This is a genomic window from Paracidobacterium acidisoli, assembly GCF_003428625.2.
In the GTDB taxonomy this organism is placed as follows: domain Bacteria; phylum Acidobacteriota; class Terriglobia; order Terriglobales; family Acidobacteriaceae; genus Paracidobacterium; species Paracidobacterium acidisoli.
This window is the reverse complement of record NZ_QVQT02000004.1, coordinates 544,390-558,885: the sequence shown is the minus strand read 5'-3', so window position 1 is coordinate 558,885 and position 14,496 is coordinate 544,390. Positions and strand designations below refer to the sequence as shown.

At 55.9% G+C, this 14,496-nt stretch carries 12 protein-coding genes; 10 read left to right on the top strand and 2 right to left on the bottom strand.

The features are described 5' to 3' along the window. Nucleotides 1-42 precede the first annotated feature (42 nt). The 7 genes from D0Y96_RS13455 (at nucleotide 43) to D0Y96_RS13425 (ending at nucleotide 8,928) form a co-directional block, all read left to right on the top strand. Nucleotides 43-933 carry an SDR family oxidoreductase gene (locus D0Y96_RS13455; RefSeq protein ID WP_117300693.1) on the top strand — a complete coding sequence of 297 codons (891 nt, stop codon included), beginning with the start codon at nucleotides 43-45 and terminating at the stop codon, nucleotides 931-933. 595 nt (nucleotides 934-1,528) lie between these two features. Beyond that, the gene (locus D0Y96_RS13450) at nucleotides 1,529-3,406 is read left to right on the top strand and encodes a hypothetical protein (RefSeq protein ID WP_147325064.1); all 1,878 of its coding nucleotides are present in this window, start codon (nucleotides 1,529-1,531) and stop codon (nucleotides 3,404-3,406) included. Then, complete coding sequence (locus tag D0Y96_RS13445; protein WP_117300689.1) at nucleotides 3,403-4,527, top strand: phosphoribosyltransferase-like protein; 1,125 nt, start codon at nucleotides 3,403-3,405, stop codon at nucleotides 4,525-4,527. The genes D0Y96_RS13450 and D0Y96_RS13445 overlap by 4 nt, the downstream gene beginning before the upstream one ends. Next, nucleotides 4,524-6,437: an ORC-CDC6 family AAA ATPase gene (locus tag D0Y96_RS13440; protein WP_117300687.1), complete on the top strand. Its 1,914-nt coding sequence runs from the start codon at nucleotides 4,524-4,526 to the stop codon at nucleotides 6,435-6,437. Before D0Y96_RS13445 ends, D0Y96_RS13440 begins: the two co-directional genes overlap by 4 nt. 6 nt (nucleotides 6,438-6,443) lie before the next feature. Beyond that, complete coding sequence (locus D0Y96_RS13435; protein ID WP_117300685.1) at nucleotides 6,444-7,577, top strand: hypothetical protein; 1,134 nt, start codon at nucleotides 6,444-6,446, stop codon at nucleotides 7,575-7,577. Beyond that, complete coding sequence (locus D0Y96_RS13430; RefSeq protein WP_117300683.1) at nucleotides 7,567-8,676, top strand: carbohydrate kinase family protein; 1,110 nt, start codon at nucleotides 7,567-7,569, stop codon at nucleotides 8,674-8,676. Before D0Y96_RS13435 ends, D0Y96_RS13430 begins: the two co-directional genes overlap by 11 nt. Before the next feature lie 15 nt (nucleotides 8,677-8,691). Then, nucleotides 8,692-8,928, top strand: a complete 237-nt coding sequence (locus D0Y96_RS13425) for a hypothetical protein (protein WP_117300681.1) — start codon at nucleotides 8,692-8,694, stop codon at nucleotides 8,926-8,928. Between the two features lie 498 nt (nucleotides 8,929-9,426). Here D0Y96_RS13425 and D0Y96_RS13420 read toward each other — a convergent pair whose 3' ends face one another. Beyond that, nucleotides 9,427-10,842, bottom strand: coding sequence for a HAMP domain-containing sensor histidine kinase (locus D0Y96_RS13420; protein WP_117300679.1), 1,416 nt, complete (start codon nucleotides 10,840-10,842; stop codon nucleotides 9,427-9,429). After that, nucleotides 10,839-11,561: a response regulator transcription factor gene (locus tag D0Y96_RS13415; RefSeq protein WP_117300677.1), complete on the bottom strand. Its 723-nt coding sequence runs from the start codon at nucleotides 11,559-11,561 to the stop codon at nucleotides 10,839-10,841. The genes D0Y96_RS13420 and D0Y96_RS13415 overlap by 4 nt, the downstream gene beginning before the upstream one ends. 118 nt (nucleotides 11,562-11,679) lie before the next feature. Between D0Y96_RS13415 and D0Y96_RS13410 the strand changes: the two genes are divergently transcribed. The 3 genes from D0Y96_RS13410 to D0Y96_RS13400 all read left to right on the top strand — a co-directional run bounded on the left by D0Y96_RS13410 (nucleotide 11,680) and on the right by D0Y96_RS13400 (nucleotide 14,494). Next, entirely contained in the window at nucleotides 11,680-12,288 is a 609-nt protein-coding gene (locus D0Y96_RS13410) for a DUF998 domain-containing protein (RefSeq protein ID WP_117300675.1), read from the top strand. A gap of 148 nt (nucleotides 12,289-12,436) precedes the next feature. Further along, nucleotides 12,437-13,531: a VWA domain-containing protein gene (locus D0Y96_RS13405; RefSeq protein ID WP_117300673.1), complete on the top strand. Its 1,095-nt coding sequence runs from the start codon at nucleotides 12,437-12,439 to the stop codon at nucleotides 13,529-13,531. Nucleotides 13,532-13,657: 126 nt separating this feature from the next. Next, on the top strand, nucleotides 13,658-14,494 hold the full coding sequence (locus D0Y96_RS13400) for a hypothetical protein (RefSeq protein WP_117300671.1): 837 nt from the start codon (nucleotides 13,658-13,660) through the stop codon (nucleotides 14,492-14,494). Nucleotides 14,495-14,496: the final 2 nt, after the last annotated feature.

Here is a 14,496-nt window from a genome sequence, read left to right as displayed (position 1 = left end):
AGACTGGTTCCCGCATTCGTCGGACTTAAAGGAGACATCAGCATGCGTATCTTTGTGACCGGGGCACCGGGATTCATTGGCTCGGCGCTCGTCCCGCAGTTGATTCAGGCAGGGCACCAAGTGCTGGGGCTGACGCGATCGGAGGCCGGCGCTGAAGTTCTGCGCACGGCCGGGGCAGAGGTGAAGTACGGCAACATCGAGGACCTGGACAGCCTGCGCGACGGAGCTGCCAGGACGGATGGCGTCATTCATCTGGCTTTCAACCACGACTTCTCACAGTTCCAGAAGAACTGTGATGATGACCGCAGGGCAATCGAAGCCATCGGCGAGGTACTGCTGGGCTCGAACCGGCCATTCGTGATCACCTCGGGTACGGCGATCGCGGCCAATGTGGACGGCAGACTGTCGACAGAGGACAGCCCGTCCGCTTCGTGGAATCCGCGCGGAGCTTCGGAAGCGTCGGTGAAGGAGCTTACGGCGCGGGGCGTAAACACCTCCGTGGTGCGGCTGTCGCAGATTCACGACACGCGCAAGCAGGGACTGGTGCCCTACCTTCTCGCTGTAACGCGCGAGAAGCGTGTGTCAGCCTACATTGGCGATGGAGCCAATCGCTGGCCGGCGGCGCATATCTCCGACGTGGCGCGGCTGTACCGACTGGCATTTGAGAAGGGTGAGCCAGGCGCGATCTATCACGCGGTGGACGAGGAAGGCGTGACGATGAAGGCTATCGCCGAGGCACATGGCCACGGGCTAAAGGTGCCGGTGGTCAGCATCAAGCCCGAGGAGGCCGAGGCACACTTTGGCTGGCTTGCCCGCTTTGCCGTGCACGATATGCCGTCCTCCAGCGCCATCACGCAGCAGAAGCTGAACTGGAAGCCAACGGGGCCGGGCCTGATCACCGATCTGAACGGCATGGACTACACGCAAGCCTGAGCCGGAACAAGGCGCATCCGGTTTTTGAAGAAATGCCGATGCGCCATTTCTTCCATCTGCCGATAGTGGCGCTCTTCTGAATGGCGATGTCAGGGTGCATGGCAGGCGCTCGGTAAGCATGTGGAATGTCCTGTACTTACGCCAAGGAGCACACCCGAAAGACTGATCCTCGAAGTTGCCGGAAATGTCGAAATTTTTAACGGCAGCGAGGACGGGGAGTGTGTGTGTATAAGTAGTGGTGGCCAGAGACGGCTACGTCCAGTGATCGGATCGCTCTCGGAACCAGTGTGTATCAGTAATGGTGGCCAGGGACGGTTTTCATCAGTGATCCGCATCCCGATTCAAGTTCCAATGCTTGATTTCGTTGTGAATCCTCGTCTTCAGTCCGTTGCTTAGCTGTATGCGTGCGATGTCAGGCCCTCTTTATTTTCGCCTTATTTTCGCCTATAATCGAGCGTGCTTCACGGGTCCACGGGGAACCGAAGATCTGACCAATAGGGGCTTGGCTTGTATGCTGACAATGAAGGGATTAAAGGAGCCTAGCCCTGAAAGAAGAGGATAACAAAGAGATTTGGGCAGGCCCTACAAACTCGAATTGAATCAACTCGAAGCGACTTACAAATGGGCGCTCGAAGTGGACATTGCCGAATTCTCGAAAGAAATGAGAGGTGTCGGCGAATCGCCGCTCTTGGCTATCGGCTCGGGCGGATCTCTGAGCACAGCTTGCCTCATTGCCAGCCTTGAACAGCAACGAAGGGGCAATTTTGCGGCTTTTGATTCGCCCTTGCTGGCCTCAGGAAACCCGCTGGTTCTGGCGGACACGCGCATCTTTATCGTGAGCGCTCGGGGGCGCAATCCGGATGTGCTCGGATTTGCCAGAAACGTAATAGCCGCCGAACCTACATCTGTCACCAGTCTCTGTTGCATGAAAGGATGTCCCCTAACGGACGTCGTGGACTCATTCAACAGAGGCAAGGGACTGGAATTCGCCTCTCCCGCCGGCAAGGATGGCTACCTGGCCACGAACTCATTGGTCGCCATGAATACCATAGTGGCGCGAGCCTACGGCGGAGGCAGTGATCTTCCGCCCCGGTACCGAGAGTTATTCGATCCGTCCGGTCTCAGGCAGTCACTGGCCGAACGCCACCAAGATATTCCACTGGTTCAATCCGATGAGCTTCTTCTTTTGTTCGGCCCGGATACCCGACCCGCTGCAGTTGATTTCGAATCGAAGTTCCACGAATCGGGACTCGCCAACGTACAACTGGCGGATTATCGAAACTTCGCTCACGGGCGGCATCTTTGGCTGGCGCAACGCCCCAACACTACGGTCATCCTCTTCGTCTGCCCGAACGACAAAGCGATTGCCGATGCCACGCTAAAGCTTCTCCCGAAATCAGTTCATAACATCAGGATTGAGACGCCACTTAGCGGAATCGCGGCAACCTTCGCAATGCAGGCAGCCGTGTTCGAGATTGTCTCGGCTTATGGCGAAGATCGCGGTCGAGATCCTGGTCGCCCTGCCGTTCCCCCCTTTGGCCGAAAACTCTATCATCTGAATGTATTTCCGCAAGCCGCCAAGGATGTGCGTTCAGCATCCGTCCTGCGAAAACAGTGTGCTCGGAGAAAGGTCGGGCTTCCCGAACTGTCGGTGGAACAGTGGGAGGGAGTCTACGACGATTTCAGAAAACGCATATCCGGTCTTCGGTTTACGCAGTGCGTCGTTGATTACGACGGAACCATCTGCGATCATCGTGACCGCTTTACGGGGATTGGAGCAAATACCGCGAAGTCCCTCATCAGCTTACTGGATGGCGGGTTCCCTCTCGGAGTGGCAACGGGACGAGGCAAGTCGGTCAGAGAGACCCTGCGCCGTGCTCTTCCCAAACGGCTCTGGCATCTTGTGACGGTCGCGTTCTACAACGGAGCAGTCGTGCTCCCTCTCAGTAGCAATCAGGACCTCAATGGCGATACTGAGTCGGCGCCCGCATTGGTCGAGGTGGCGCAGGTCATCAAGGAAGGGAACCTCCCTGCGATTAAAGTGACCGTTCGGCCTGTCCAGGTCACATTGGAGTTGGAGGATGCTACGTCCGCCGAACCCTTGTGGCGTCTGGCGTCGGCGCTGCTCTCGAAAGCTGGCAGGACGAATGTCCGTGTAGTCGCTTCTTCCCGGTCCGTTGACATCGTCACGGCGGAGACAAGCAAATTGAATATCCTGAAGAGTATGCCGGGCGCTACGCGGTCTTCGGGCACCGAAACACTCTTCATCGGTGACAGGCCTGCGTGGCCTGGGAACGACTTTGAGTTGCTCGCCGGGCCGGGGTCGCTGAGCGTGGACGAAGTAGGATTTGACCTTGAGACTGGTTGGAATCTCGCTCCCGCCGGAGTTTCGGGTAGCGCTGCGCTGGTCTATTACTTCGGGCAGATCAAGAAATCGACGAAGCACTTCCGTCTAGCATTGGGGAGATCATGAACAACCAACTAGCGGAGGAACTGCTGAGTAAGGTTATGGGGTGGCAGCCGGCGGATTTCAATCAGGTCGGGCTGGAACTCCAGGCAATGGCCTCGTATAAGTACGACGAGTATCAGCAGTTCTCACCTGGAATGCGCTTCACGGAGAGCCTGGCGCGCTGGCTCAGCCAGTTCACACCCGACGAGCGCAAGGCTGCGCTTGACTATATCCGCCAACACCTCATTTTCATCTCTACCGCAGAGATGAATCATTTGGTCTCCATCGCCTATCCAGACTGTATTCGCCCGCTTCTGCTGGATCTCGCCGCCAAGAAAGCTGGAATCGATTCGTGGAGGAGGAGGCAAATCGCCGCATCGGATGCCTTCCGAGTGCTCCAGCGGAAGACGCTTTTCCTTGGATTGAGCGACGGCGCGCGAACGGACGTCTTTCGCCGCGCGAACCCCTTGCTCACCAATGAGCAGGTGCGTCCGAGCCACGAACCAAGCCGGGAACGCATCGACGGGCTCCTCAAGGATCTGAAGACTGCACTGAAGGACCTGGGTGGGCCAGTTGCAGCCGAAGAATCCACCGAACAGAACGATCCTGCATTTGAGGTGGTCGTCCTGATGGACGACTTCTCCGCCAGTGGAATCAGCTATCTCCGTTCGACCGAAGATGGAGCCGTCACTGGCAAGATTGGAAAGTTCCTGGTCAACCTTGCGAATCCCGACAATCATCTCTCGAAGCTCGTGGTGAAGGAGGGTCGGGAGATAATCGTCGTCCTCTACCTGGCAACTGCGCGGGTCGAAGAGAAGCTCGATGCCGAAAAGAAGAAGCTTGAAGAGCGTTTTGGTCTGAAGATCAGCATCGTCATCGTGCAGCGCTTGCCCACCGAGATTACTCTGGCCGTAGGGGCAAAGCCGGAGGTCGACGCTCTGATCCAGAAGTATTATGACGACGCCAACGAGACAGCAAGCACGCGCCTCGGCGGAACTGACCTGCGCTATGGGTTCGCGGCTTGCGGGTTACCCCTGGTACTGAGTCACAATACTCCCAATAATTCGCTTGGGCTCTTGTGGGCGGATGGCCCGCAGATGCGATCGCTATTTCCCCGCGTCACACGCCACAAGGATTCGATATGAGAGAGCCGAGAAATCCATTTCGCCTGCGTGCGGCGGAGGCTATCGAGAACGATGTCACGTTCCTGAAGCTGTTCGGCCCCGGCATGCTCGACCTTCTCGGCGACGATCCGCACCTGTGGGACAAGCCCCAGCTGATTCGGAGCGCACCGGGCGCGGGAAAGACGACGCTGCTCCGTCTTTTCACGCCAGCTGCGCTCGTGAATCTTCATGCCTTCAAAGCCAACGAGGATCTCAAAGAACTCTATCAACGAATGGCGACTCTGGGCGTCATCAATGAGAGTGGACCGCAACTGCTTGGTGTCTTCTTGTCCTGCGCGCGCAATTACCGCATCCTTGATGATCTTGACTTCGAGCCAGCCCGTAAGCAGCGCCTACTTTTCGGACTTCTGAATGCTCGGATTGTCCTGGCTACGCTCCGAGCCAGCCTCCAGCTGAGGAGCCTTCGCTATCCCGAGGATCTGTCGCGGATCAAGGTATCGGCTGATGGGCCAACGGAGATTCGCGCCGGAGAGCCGGGGGCCACCTCAGGCGTTGAGCTCCATCACTGGGCCACGGCTCTCGAGGAGAACGTCTGTGACGCAATCGACAGCTTCGATGGTGGAGACCTCGCATCTCTGCCCGGAAGCGATACGCTCCATTCGATCGGTCTGATGCGACCGGGTGTGCTCACGGTCGATGGCCGGCCTGTCGCAAGTCACCGATTGTTACTTCTCGATGATGTGCATCATCTCACGCACGGGCAACGCAGTTTGCTGCTCAAGACCGTTGCGGATATGCGGACCGGCGTGGGTATCTGGTTAGCGGAGCGATTCGAAGCCCTTTCCACCGACGAGATGCTCGAAACAGGTGTGACCGAAGGGCGGGACTACGACGGAGAAATACTCATCGAGCGTTTCTGGCGAGAGAGTGGGAACAAGTTCATTAACCTCCTCAACAGCGTGGCCGACCGACGTGCCAGCGCAGCCTTGACAGTTGAAGTGACCTCTCTTGATTCCTGTCTGCAGGCATCGCTCGACGGTACGGAGTGGCAAGGCAAGTACGAAGCTACGATTCCTGTCGTCCGCGACCGGGTTACGAAGTTGTCGCGTCAGAGCACCCTCTTCCATGACTGGATCGAAGCACAGGAGAGGCAGCCGGGCGGCACAAGAGATCGTGCAATCGGATGGCGCGTACTCGAGATTCTGATATACCGCGAAATGCGAAGCCAGCAAGCCTCGTTTGACTTTCCTCTCAGCCCTGCGGATCTCAAGGAAAAGACCGATTCGAGTATTCGCGCCGCAGCCGAGTTGTTTCTCGCCCAGGAATTCCGTCTGCCCTACTACTTTGGGCCCAAGAAGCTGGCCAACTTGGCTTCATGGAATATCGAACAATTCATGCGCCTGGCCGGAGATGAGTTCGAGGAGGTCGTAGCATCCAGCCTGATCTCGAAGACGCCAACCCTTAATGCTGGCCGACAGGATGCACTGTTGCGGGAAGCCTCGGAGTCATTCTGGACGGAAATCCCGCGCCGGGCTCGCTACGGCGAGAGGGTTCATCAATTGCTCTCATCGATTGGCAGGTTCTGCCGACAGAGGACCTACGAGGAGAATGCCCCTTATGACCCCGGAGTAACGGGAATCGCGATCTCCATGAAAGAGAGAGAGCAGCTCCAGAGTAAGGAATTCCTCAAGAAGAACCCGGAGTATGGCCTTCTGGCGGATGTTTTGGCGGCAGCGATCGCCAACAACCTGCTGGAAGCTCAGCTGGACCGAAGGGTCAAAGGAAATACGTGGATGGTGCTGAACCTCAATCGGTTACTCTGTGTGTCATACGATTTACCGCTGCAATATGGGGGATTCAAGGAGCGCCCTTTGCGCGATCTTTATGTGTGGATGACAGCAGGATACGAGCCGAAGAAATCACTTCTTTGATATTTTATGGCAGGTAAGATGCCGGAACGATGGTCAACATATGCGCGCGCCGCTGGAACTGATCTTGAGGCTCTCTTTTCGAGTCACTTCAATGGCTCACCGCGCAAGGTACGGTTTATCCTCGGCCGCGGATTCGACCCGCGGATGCTTACGGGCCTGGCTCTACTTCGCCGCATCTGTCCATCACTCTCTATTGAAGTCGTGCTCCTCACCTATGAGGAGGGGGATCAGTCTCCGTCCCGCACTTACGACGAAGCGGTTCAGAAGAACCTGGAAGAACTGGGACGGATTGTTCCAGCAGCGCAGCTATCGAGCCGCAATATCAATATGTTCTCCGCAGAACGCAGGCGCATGACATCGAGATCGGCGGAAGGACAGTTCAAGACCGCTGGCGAGTTCGCGAGCATCACCGATGTGATTGTGGACGTCAGCGCCCTGCCGCGCAGCGTATTCCTGCCCATCGTGGCCAAACTGCTCCATATCATCGATGGTCAGACCTCACCCCGGATGAATCTGTTCGTGCTCGCAGATGAGAATCCAAGGATAGACAGCCTGATTCTCGAAGAAGGGCTCGACGAAGAGGCCGACTACATTCACACATTCCGAGGCGACGCTGAGCGCGAGTCGGCGGCAGCGAAACCTCGCGTCTGGTTTCCTCTTCTCGGCGAGAATCAGGCTACTCAGCTTCAGCGAATCTACGATCTGGTGCGACCGTCGGAGGTATGCCCGCTGTTGCCGGCACCATCGCAGAATCCACGGCGGGGCGACAACCTGATCGTCGAGTATCGAGGGTTGCTCTTCGACAGCTTGCGGATCGATCCCCGTAACTTTCTGTATGCATCAGAGACCAATCCTTTCGAGGTTTACCGCCAGTTGGTCCATGCTATTGAGCATTACGCAAAATCCTTGGCTCCGCTCGGCGGATCGAACGCCATCGTTTCGGCTCTGTCTAGTAAACTGTTATCTATTGGGGCACTGCTCGCAGCTTATGAATTGAAGCGAGCCGGCTCCAGAGTGGCGATCGCTCACATCGAAGCGCACGGACACCGAGTCGCTGTTGAGATGGAGGAACTGACTCGGCTTGCGAAAGACGGAGTCATCCACGGGCTATGGCTCGCCGGAGAGTGTTATGAAGACTAAGAAACAGGCTCGTCGTCTCGTCAGTTCGGGATTCATTGCGCTGGATATCGTTCTCGGTCTCGAAGACCCGCAAACGCCGCGTTTCTACACTGGCGGGACGACGGGAAATGTGACCGCCGCCCTCTCCTACCTGGGCTGGACGACAACTCCAATCAGCAGGCTGGCCGAAGATGAGGCCGGTGAGTTTGTCAAAGCAGATCTAAAGCGATGGGGAAGCGACACCAAGTATCTGACGGGCAATTCTCCCTGCCCAACACCGATCGTTGTCGAGAAGATTTTTCTCGGCAAGGATGGTGCTCCGAAGCATCGCTTTCTCTGGACGTGTCCTGATTGTGGAGCCTACCTTCCTAGCTATCGGCCTGTATTGACTGAGACGGTCGAAAGCCTTCGGGCGAGCATGGAGAAGGCGTGTGTATTTTTCACCGACCGCGTGTCGCGCTCAACGCTCGTGCTGGCGGAGCACTTCAAGAAGAATGACGCCGTTGTTGTTTTTGAGCCCTCAGGGGTCGGTGATCCGGCTCAATTCGTTGAGATGCTCCAGCTATGTGATGTGCTCAAATACTCGGACCAACGAGCGAAGGGTTTTAGCGATCTTCTTAGCGACAATAAGGCTTTTCTTGAGATCCAAACACTCGGCGCCGAAGGTCTGCGCTTTCAGCTACGCGGGCAGCGAAGAATGAAGTCCTGGGCGGCATTGTCCTCTTACGATGTGGACGTGAAAGATACTGCAGGTGCAGGAGACTGGACGACCGTTGGCCTTATTCACCGTTTATTCAGCGAGGGAAGGCAATCGCTGAAGAGTTTGACCAGGGCACAAGTTGCGGAGGCACTGCAATACGGTCAGGCATTGGCAGCTCTCAATTGCCAATTCGAAGGCGCCCGAGGGGCGATGTATCAGCTTCCACAGTCGCTTTTTTTTGAGAAGCTCAAGGGCCTCATGCTGAAGAAGTCCGCGAGTTATCTTTCGGACAAGTCTGAGGAAGTCAGAGTTGGCCGTCTCATTCCGACAAAGGTGTGCCCGAGCTGTACCGAAAGCAGAGCGGACTGGTCAGTCGAGTCACGCGAAGAGTCTATTAATAAGCTAGTCTCTTCGCGGTAGAGCGTCCTGTAAAAGATGGTCGATCTGCAGTTGTCTCAACAAATCATCAGGGTCGTCAGGAAGCTGCTGAACCTGCTGCGTGTTCAGGACTGCGGTGCCTGCTCCGCTTTCGTCCTTGTCTCCTGCATCCCCATTTACCTGTACATCTTGCTGTACGGATGCGACCGCCAATTGAACGTCGACATGGACGGTACTTCCAATATGGCCGCGAGCCCGTCCCATTCCTTTTGCAAAGCCGTCATGCGGTTATGACGGCTGAAGTCCCCACAATGCACGGCAGTGCATAGCTGCCTGTCGCGTCCGCTGTTGTCTTGTCTCCATTCGCACTCTATATTTGTGCTCCGGGTATCATGGCGCCCGTGGGATCAGTGATCCTGCCCTCGATGCGAATTCCGGTAGCGCAGGTTCGTTGCGCTGAGGCTCGCAACTCCATCGATACTGCGGCCAAAATCAGCCACTTCGGACAGCTCCGATACATGGATCGCTCTGCCTCCTGGTCTCAAAATCCTAGAGACGGCGACTGTAATCCACGATTTTGCATCCAAGCTCGGCTTCCGTCCGAGAACCGACATATCTTTCGGTCGAAAGATGGGGGCAGCAGAAAAACAGGATGCCCGCTAAAGGGAAGGAGAACCTTTCCGTGTCTCCGGCAACCGTCACTGCTGCATAGTTCTATACATCTCATCGCGGGTTCGACCCTGCAACCAGCCGCGTCCGTGGCTGTGGCTGCAAGAAGAGCAAGCAGTAGGCTCAGATTGAGTTTGTTGAGTTGCCGCTCTCAACAATCGGAAGCTCAATGAACACTGCCAAGCCTCCTGTCACTCCATTCCGGGCGGAGATTTTTCCCCGATTTGCGAGAACAGCCTGGCGGGCGATGGCCAGACCCAGTCCCGAACCTTCCGATTCGCCGATGACATGATTCGGCAGAGTTATGAATGGATCAAAAATGATCTCTTGCTGAGCTGCCTCAATTCCGGGGCCGTCGTCTTCTATCGATATGACTCCGATTGAGTCCCCTGGCTTACGGGTCAGATCGACTTTGATGACACCTCTTTCCCGAGCGAAGCGGAGACTGTTACGAAGAACATTGTCGAGGGCTCTCCGCAGAAGCTCGGGATGGCCTTTAACCTTAAAGTCTTCGCGCCTCTGAATCTGAATGGATTTACCGATTTCGGCTGCCTCAAAGCTCGCATCGGCACACGCCTCATCGACCACGGAAGCGATGTTGAAAGAGGTAGTCTGTCGGGTCAGTTCGTTGCCGCTTTCGAGGCGGGCAAGAAGGAGCAGTTCCTGAACAAGAGTATTCAATCGTTTGGTTTCGTGGCCGATGCGGTTCAACTCTGGTTGCAGCGCCTGGTTTGCCTTCTTTCGTGCCAGGCCGAGAGCAATATTGACGCGGGTCAGCGGGGAGCCTAGCTCGTGCGAAGCATGTGCAAGAAAGTGCTTGTACCGCGTAACCAAAGAATCAATTTCGCCGGCCATCTGATTGAACTTCCGGCCTAGCTCCCCTAACTCATCCCTCCGGGCGATAAGCGGCCCTTCGATCCGTGTGCCTAGATCCCCGCCTCCCAGTTGCTCTGCCATGCGTCCGAGGCGGAGGACAGGCTTGACCAGATACAGGGTCAGCAGATAGCAGCAGAACCCGGAGACAGCGATCAAAAGCGCAATCCTCGACAGCAGGAAGAGGAGCGAAGTCCGCAATGAGCGTGGGCTGTTCAAGAAGAATGCGTATGGAGACCGCATCAACAGAATGAATCCCGGTGCGCTCTTTCCTAATGGTCCGGGCCGCGCAAAGATCGTTTGGAACGGAAGCTCTATTACCGTGACGCTTGCCATCTCAGGGCTTGGTTGTCCTGATGTGCTCTCAACAGTCGCCAGTTTGGGGCCAATGTCTCCGAACAGATGATCGCGCTTGAGATTCACCACGATTCCACCGGAACAGTTGGTCCGCGAGGTTCCCAGGAAATGAGCGAGTCCGTCGAGTCCCGCTCTCTCATATTCATCCTGAGCGGCGAGGGCGCAGGTATGGATCGGATAGATGGGCAGTGAACGAGGGTGTAATGGTTGCAGCAGAGAGATGGTGCTCAGCGCGAATACAACCGTCATGCCGATCGACACAACGATCATGCACCAGAAGGTAAGAAAGATACGTGCGAAGATTCTCATGTTCCGGCCTTCTCGGTGACATAAACGTAGCCCACGTTGCGAATCCCTTTGATGCGCTCGGAACCACTGGGATATGCGCCTAACTTCTTCCGAAGATTGCCGACCAGGTTGTCGATGCTGCGGTCGAAGATTCCCATGTCCCTGCCAAAGACCTGCGGCACCAGCTCTTCCCGAGTAAGCGGCTTACCCTGATTCTCCAGGAGCAAACGCAATAGATGAAACTCGGCTCCGGTAAGCTCTGGAAAAGCAGAGCCTACTTGTACAGACCGCTCCTTTTCATCGAGTGTCACATCGCCAACCACGAAATGAGCTGTCGTTGGTGTCGGGTATGCTCTCCGCAAAATGGCGTGTATCCTGGCAACCAGTTCTTCAGGCTCGAAAGGTTTTGGCAGATAGTCATCCGCTCCACCTTGCAGACCCTGAATGCGGTCCTGCGTTGCGCCGCGTGTCGTCAGCATGAGCACCGGCATGTTGGAACGCTGGCGAATACGTTTCAGCACATCGAAGCCGTTGATTCCGGGCAGCATCACGTCGAGAACAACGAGCTGAAAATGCTTTTGCTGCGATAGATAGATACCTTCTTCACCTGTGGCCGCTAACGTTACGTCCAGTCCGTCTGTCTCACAATATTCGCGTATTAACCGACTAAGCGACACGTCGTCGTCCACTAGCAATAGGTGCGGCGCGGTCGCCTGAACTATTTGTGTCGAAACGCTCATTCTCTCTTCATTTTCCGCTCTGGCCCTGGTATTTGTGTCGAGAAATGTCGCCGCCTGGGATGAGCCCAAGCCAAAATTCTGGATAATGTCCTAATTTGCTCAGTCATGTGAGGCCGCAATGACAAGCTCGTACTCGCTCGAATTGACCTCGGCTGCTGCCGCCGTCCTGTGGCTCATCCTCATACTGCTTCTGCATTTTATTGAACCTGAGTTTGATCCCCGTACTCGCATGATTAGCGAGTATGCACGTGGACCTCGCGGTTGGATTATGCGATTCGCCTTTTTTTGTATGGCCCTAAGCTGCGGCGCGTTGGGGGCAGCCATATGGAAGCCTCCGCTGTCGCTTAGTCCGGCATTGCTCGTCATCTGTGGCGTCGGGTTTGCCGGTGCGGGAATCTTCGTTACCGACCCCGTATCGTTGGCTCAAAAGGCCCAAACCCGAAGTGGTATGCTGCATGTCCTGTTCTCCTTCGCCGTGATCGTAATCTTTCCGATCATGGCCACAGTCGTCGATAGCGGTAAAGCCGGTAGCGTCGCGTCGATCCGAGCTCGTCATTGGCTGCCTGCCCTCTCAGCTTTACCGTGGAGCGGATTCCTCATCTTCATGGGTGCAGCTCTGATTTCTGGCCGGCGACCGCGAACGCCATTGGGCTATTTTGAGCGCCTCTTGGTCCTCGCCTACTCATTATGGCTAATGATGGTAGCCCTTATATTGGCCGGGGCCTGATTTTCAAATTAGGGCACTACCAAATTCTGCTGTCGCTCGACACTTCTCGACATTCGACTGAACTGGTGCACGCAAGGATTAGAAGGCCGGAGTGTCTTTTAGCGAGCACTCAAAAACTATGCGCTCGAATACCTGTCTGTGGTGATCTATGAAGCTACCCGCGACGGTGCTGGTCCTTGCTTTCGCCTCTGTAGGCATGGCCGCACAAAACCAGATTGCTCCTGTCACTACCGAGCCAACCATAACCCTGAAGTCGGAAGCGAACCTTGTTTTGGTTCCAACCTGGGTGACGACTCAGACCGGAGAGACAGTCTTTTCTCTGACGTCGCAAAACTTCAGTCTCCTCGACAATGGAGTGCCTCAGAAGGTAACGATAGATGATGACATCAATCCCTCACCACTTTCGATCGTTGTGGCAATCGAGACGGGCGGTTACGGCAGGCAAGAGATCGCTTCTCTCGGTGGAGTGGAGACGATGGTCGAAGCTATTGTCGGGGAACGACCGCATGAAATTGCGTTGGTCACCTTCGACAGCCAGCCTCATCTGATTCAGGATTTCACCCCGGTCACGGAAGATATTGGTGCCGCAATTCAGGGGATTCAACCCGGCGACCACGATGCCGCCATTCTGGACGGCCTTCAGTATGCCGTAAAGATGCTCCAGAGCCGATCCGCATCCAACCGTCGAATCGTCTTATTGATCAGCGAGACCTTCGATCATGGCAGTCAGGCAAAGGCAGATGAAGTGTTTCAAACGCTCCGTTCGAGCAACACACCTATTTATAGCGTTGCTTTCTCGACCACTCAGGCGGAAGTCCACGAGACTTTGACAACACCATCGCCGGGGAGGGCAAAGAAGATGAGGTGCCTGCAAGAGAATCCCGGTGCTCCTCCGGGAACATGCAGAGGATATGGGGCACTTGGTCGCTTGCTCGTACTCGCCAGTCGCGCCGGACAAGATGACGACGGTTCCGAATCGAATGTCGCGCAGACCGCAGCCGCGGCTACTGGAGGCAAATATCTCCCGTTCGATGCGCGGGGAGGAAGAAAAGACCTCGAAAAGAAGCTCTACAGCATCGCCAATGATCTTCCCAATCGCTACATCCTGAGCTTCCGCCCTATGTCTCCGACGCCCGGACTGCATAACCTTCAGGTTTCGGTGCAGGGTCATCCCGAGCTACAGGTTTCATCGAGAAGTACGTATTGGGTCAGGGACACTTCGACTACACAACCTAACCCTTAATCTCACAACTAGACACTTCTCGTCATTCGACCTGTCCAACTCGGGAGAGGCTTGATCTCAGGCGGCAGAGTGGGCACGACGATGGCTCAAATTGCGCCGAGTGTATGGATGGGTGTTTGGAGATCAATGTCTGACGATTTCGTTTTGAAGTTCGCTTCCTCCGTTTTCAAGATAGTTTTCATTGTTTCCCTGGGATTACCGTCATACGCGCAGCAGACCGCAGAAACGCAGTCCTCCCAGGGGAATACTCAGGCTATGTTGCTACCCGACGCGCCTTCATTGCAGGACGCTCAGGGAGATGCCACTCGTCAGAGTGAAAGATCACAGGCGGATGCGGCTATCGTTCAAGCTCCTATCGGTCCGATGCCGCCCATCATGACAAAAACCCCTTTGACCTTCCACGATAAGTTCAGAATCTATACGCATCAGGCATTCGGACCGCCTGCGTTAGTTTTCCCGGCGCTTGGAGCAGGGCTGCGTATGGCCGACCCTCCTAAGGATTATCCCCGCGATTGGGTTGACGGCGGAGGAGCATTCGGGCGGCTCTACGGGAGCGCTTTGGCAACACAGACCTCGAAGCGTACCGCTGGATTTCTTGCGGAATCGCTTCTCCACGAAGACCCACGATACCTGCCCGCTGCCGAAGGTTCGAATGGCATCGAGAGAATTCTTCACGCGGTCGGTTATTCGTTCGTGGACAGGACCGATTCCGGTGGACACACGCTCGCGTTTTCCAACTTCGCAAGCGCAACTGCTGGAGGATTCGTTGGCATGACGTATCTTCCCGACGGCTTTAATGACGCACATCACGCAGGGCAGCGTGTAGGAACGGAGTTCCTGGGGATCGTCATAGCCAATATCTCGAAAGAGTTTGCCCCTCAATGGGCTCCGGTTGTGCGGAAGCTAGGCATTCCGAAGATTGTGCCGAGTTGGTGGGTGCCGGAACGAGCGCAGCACCCTTAAAT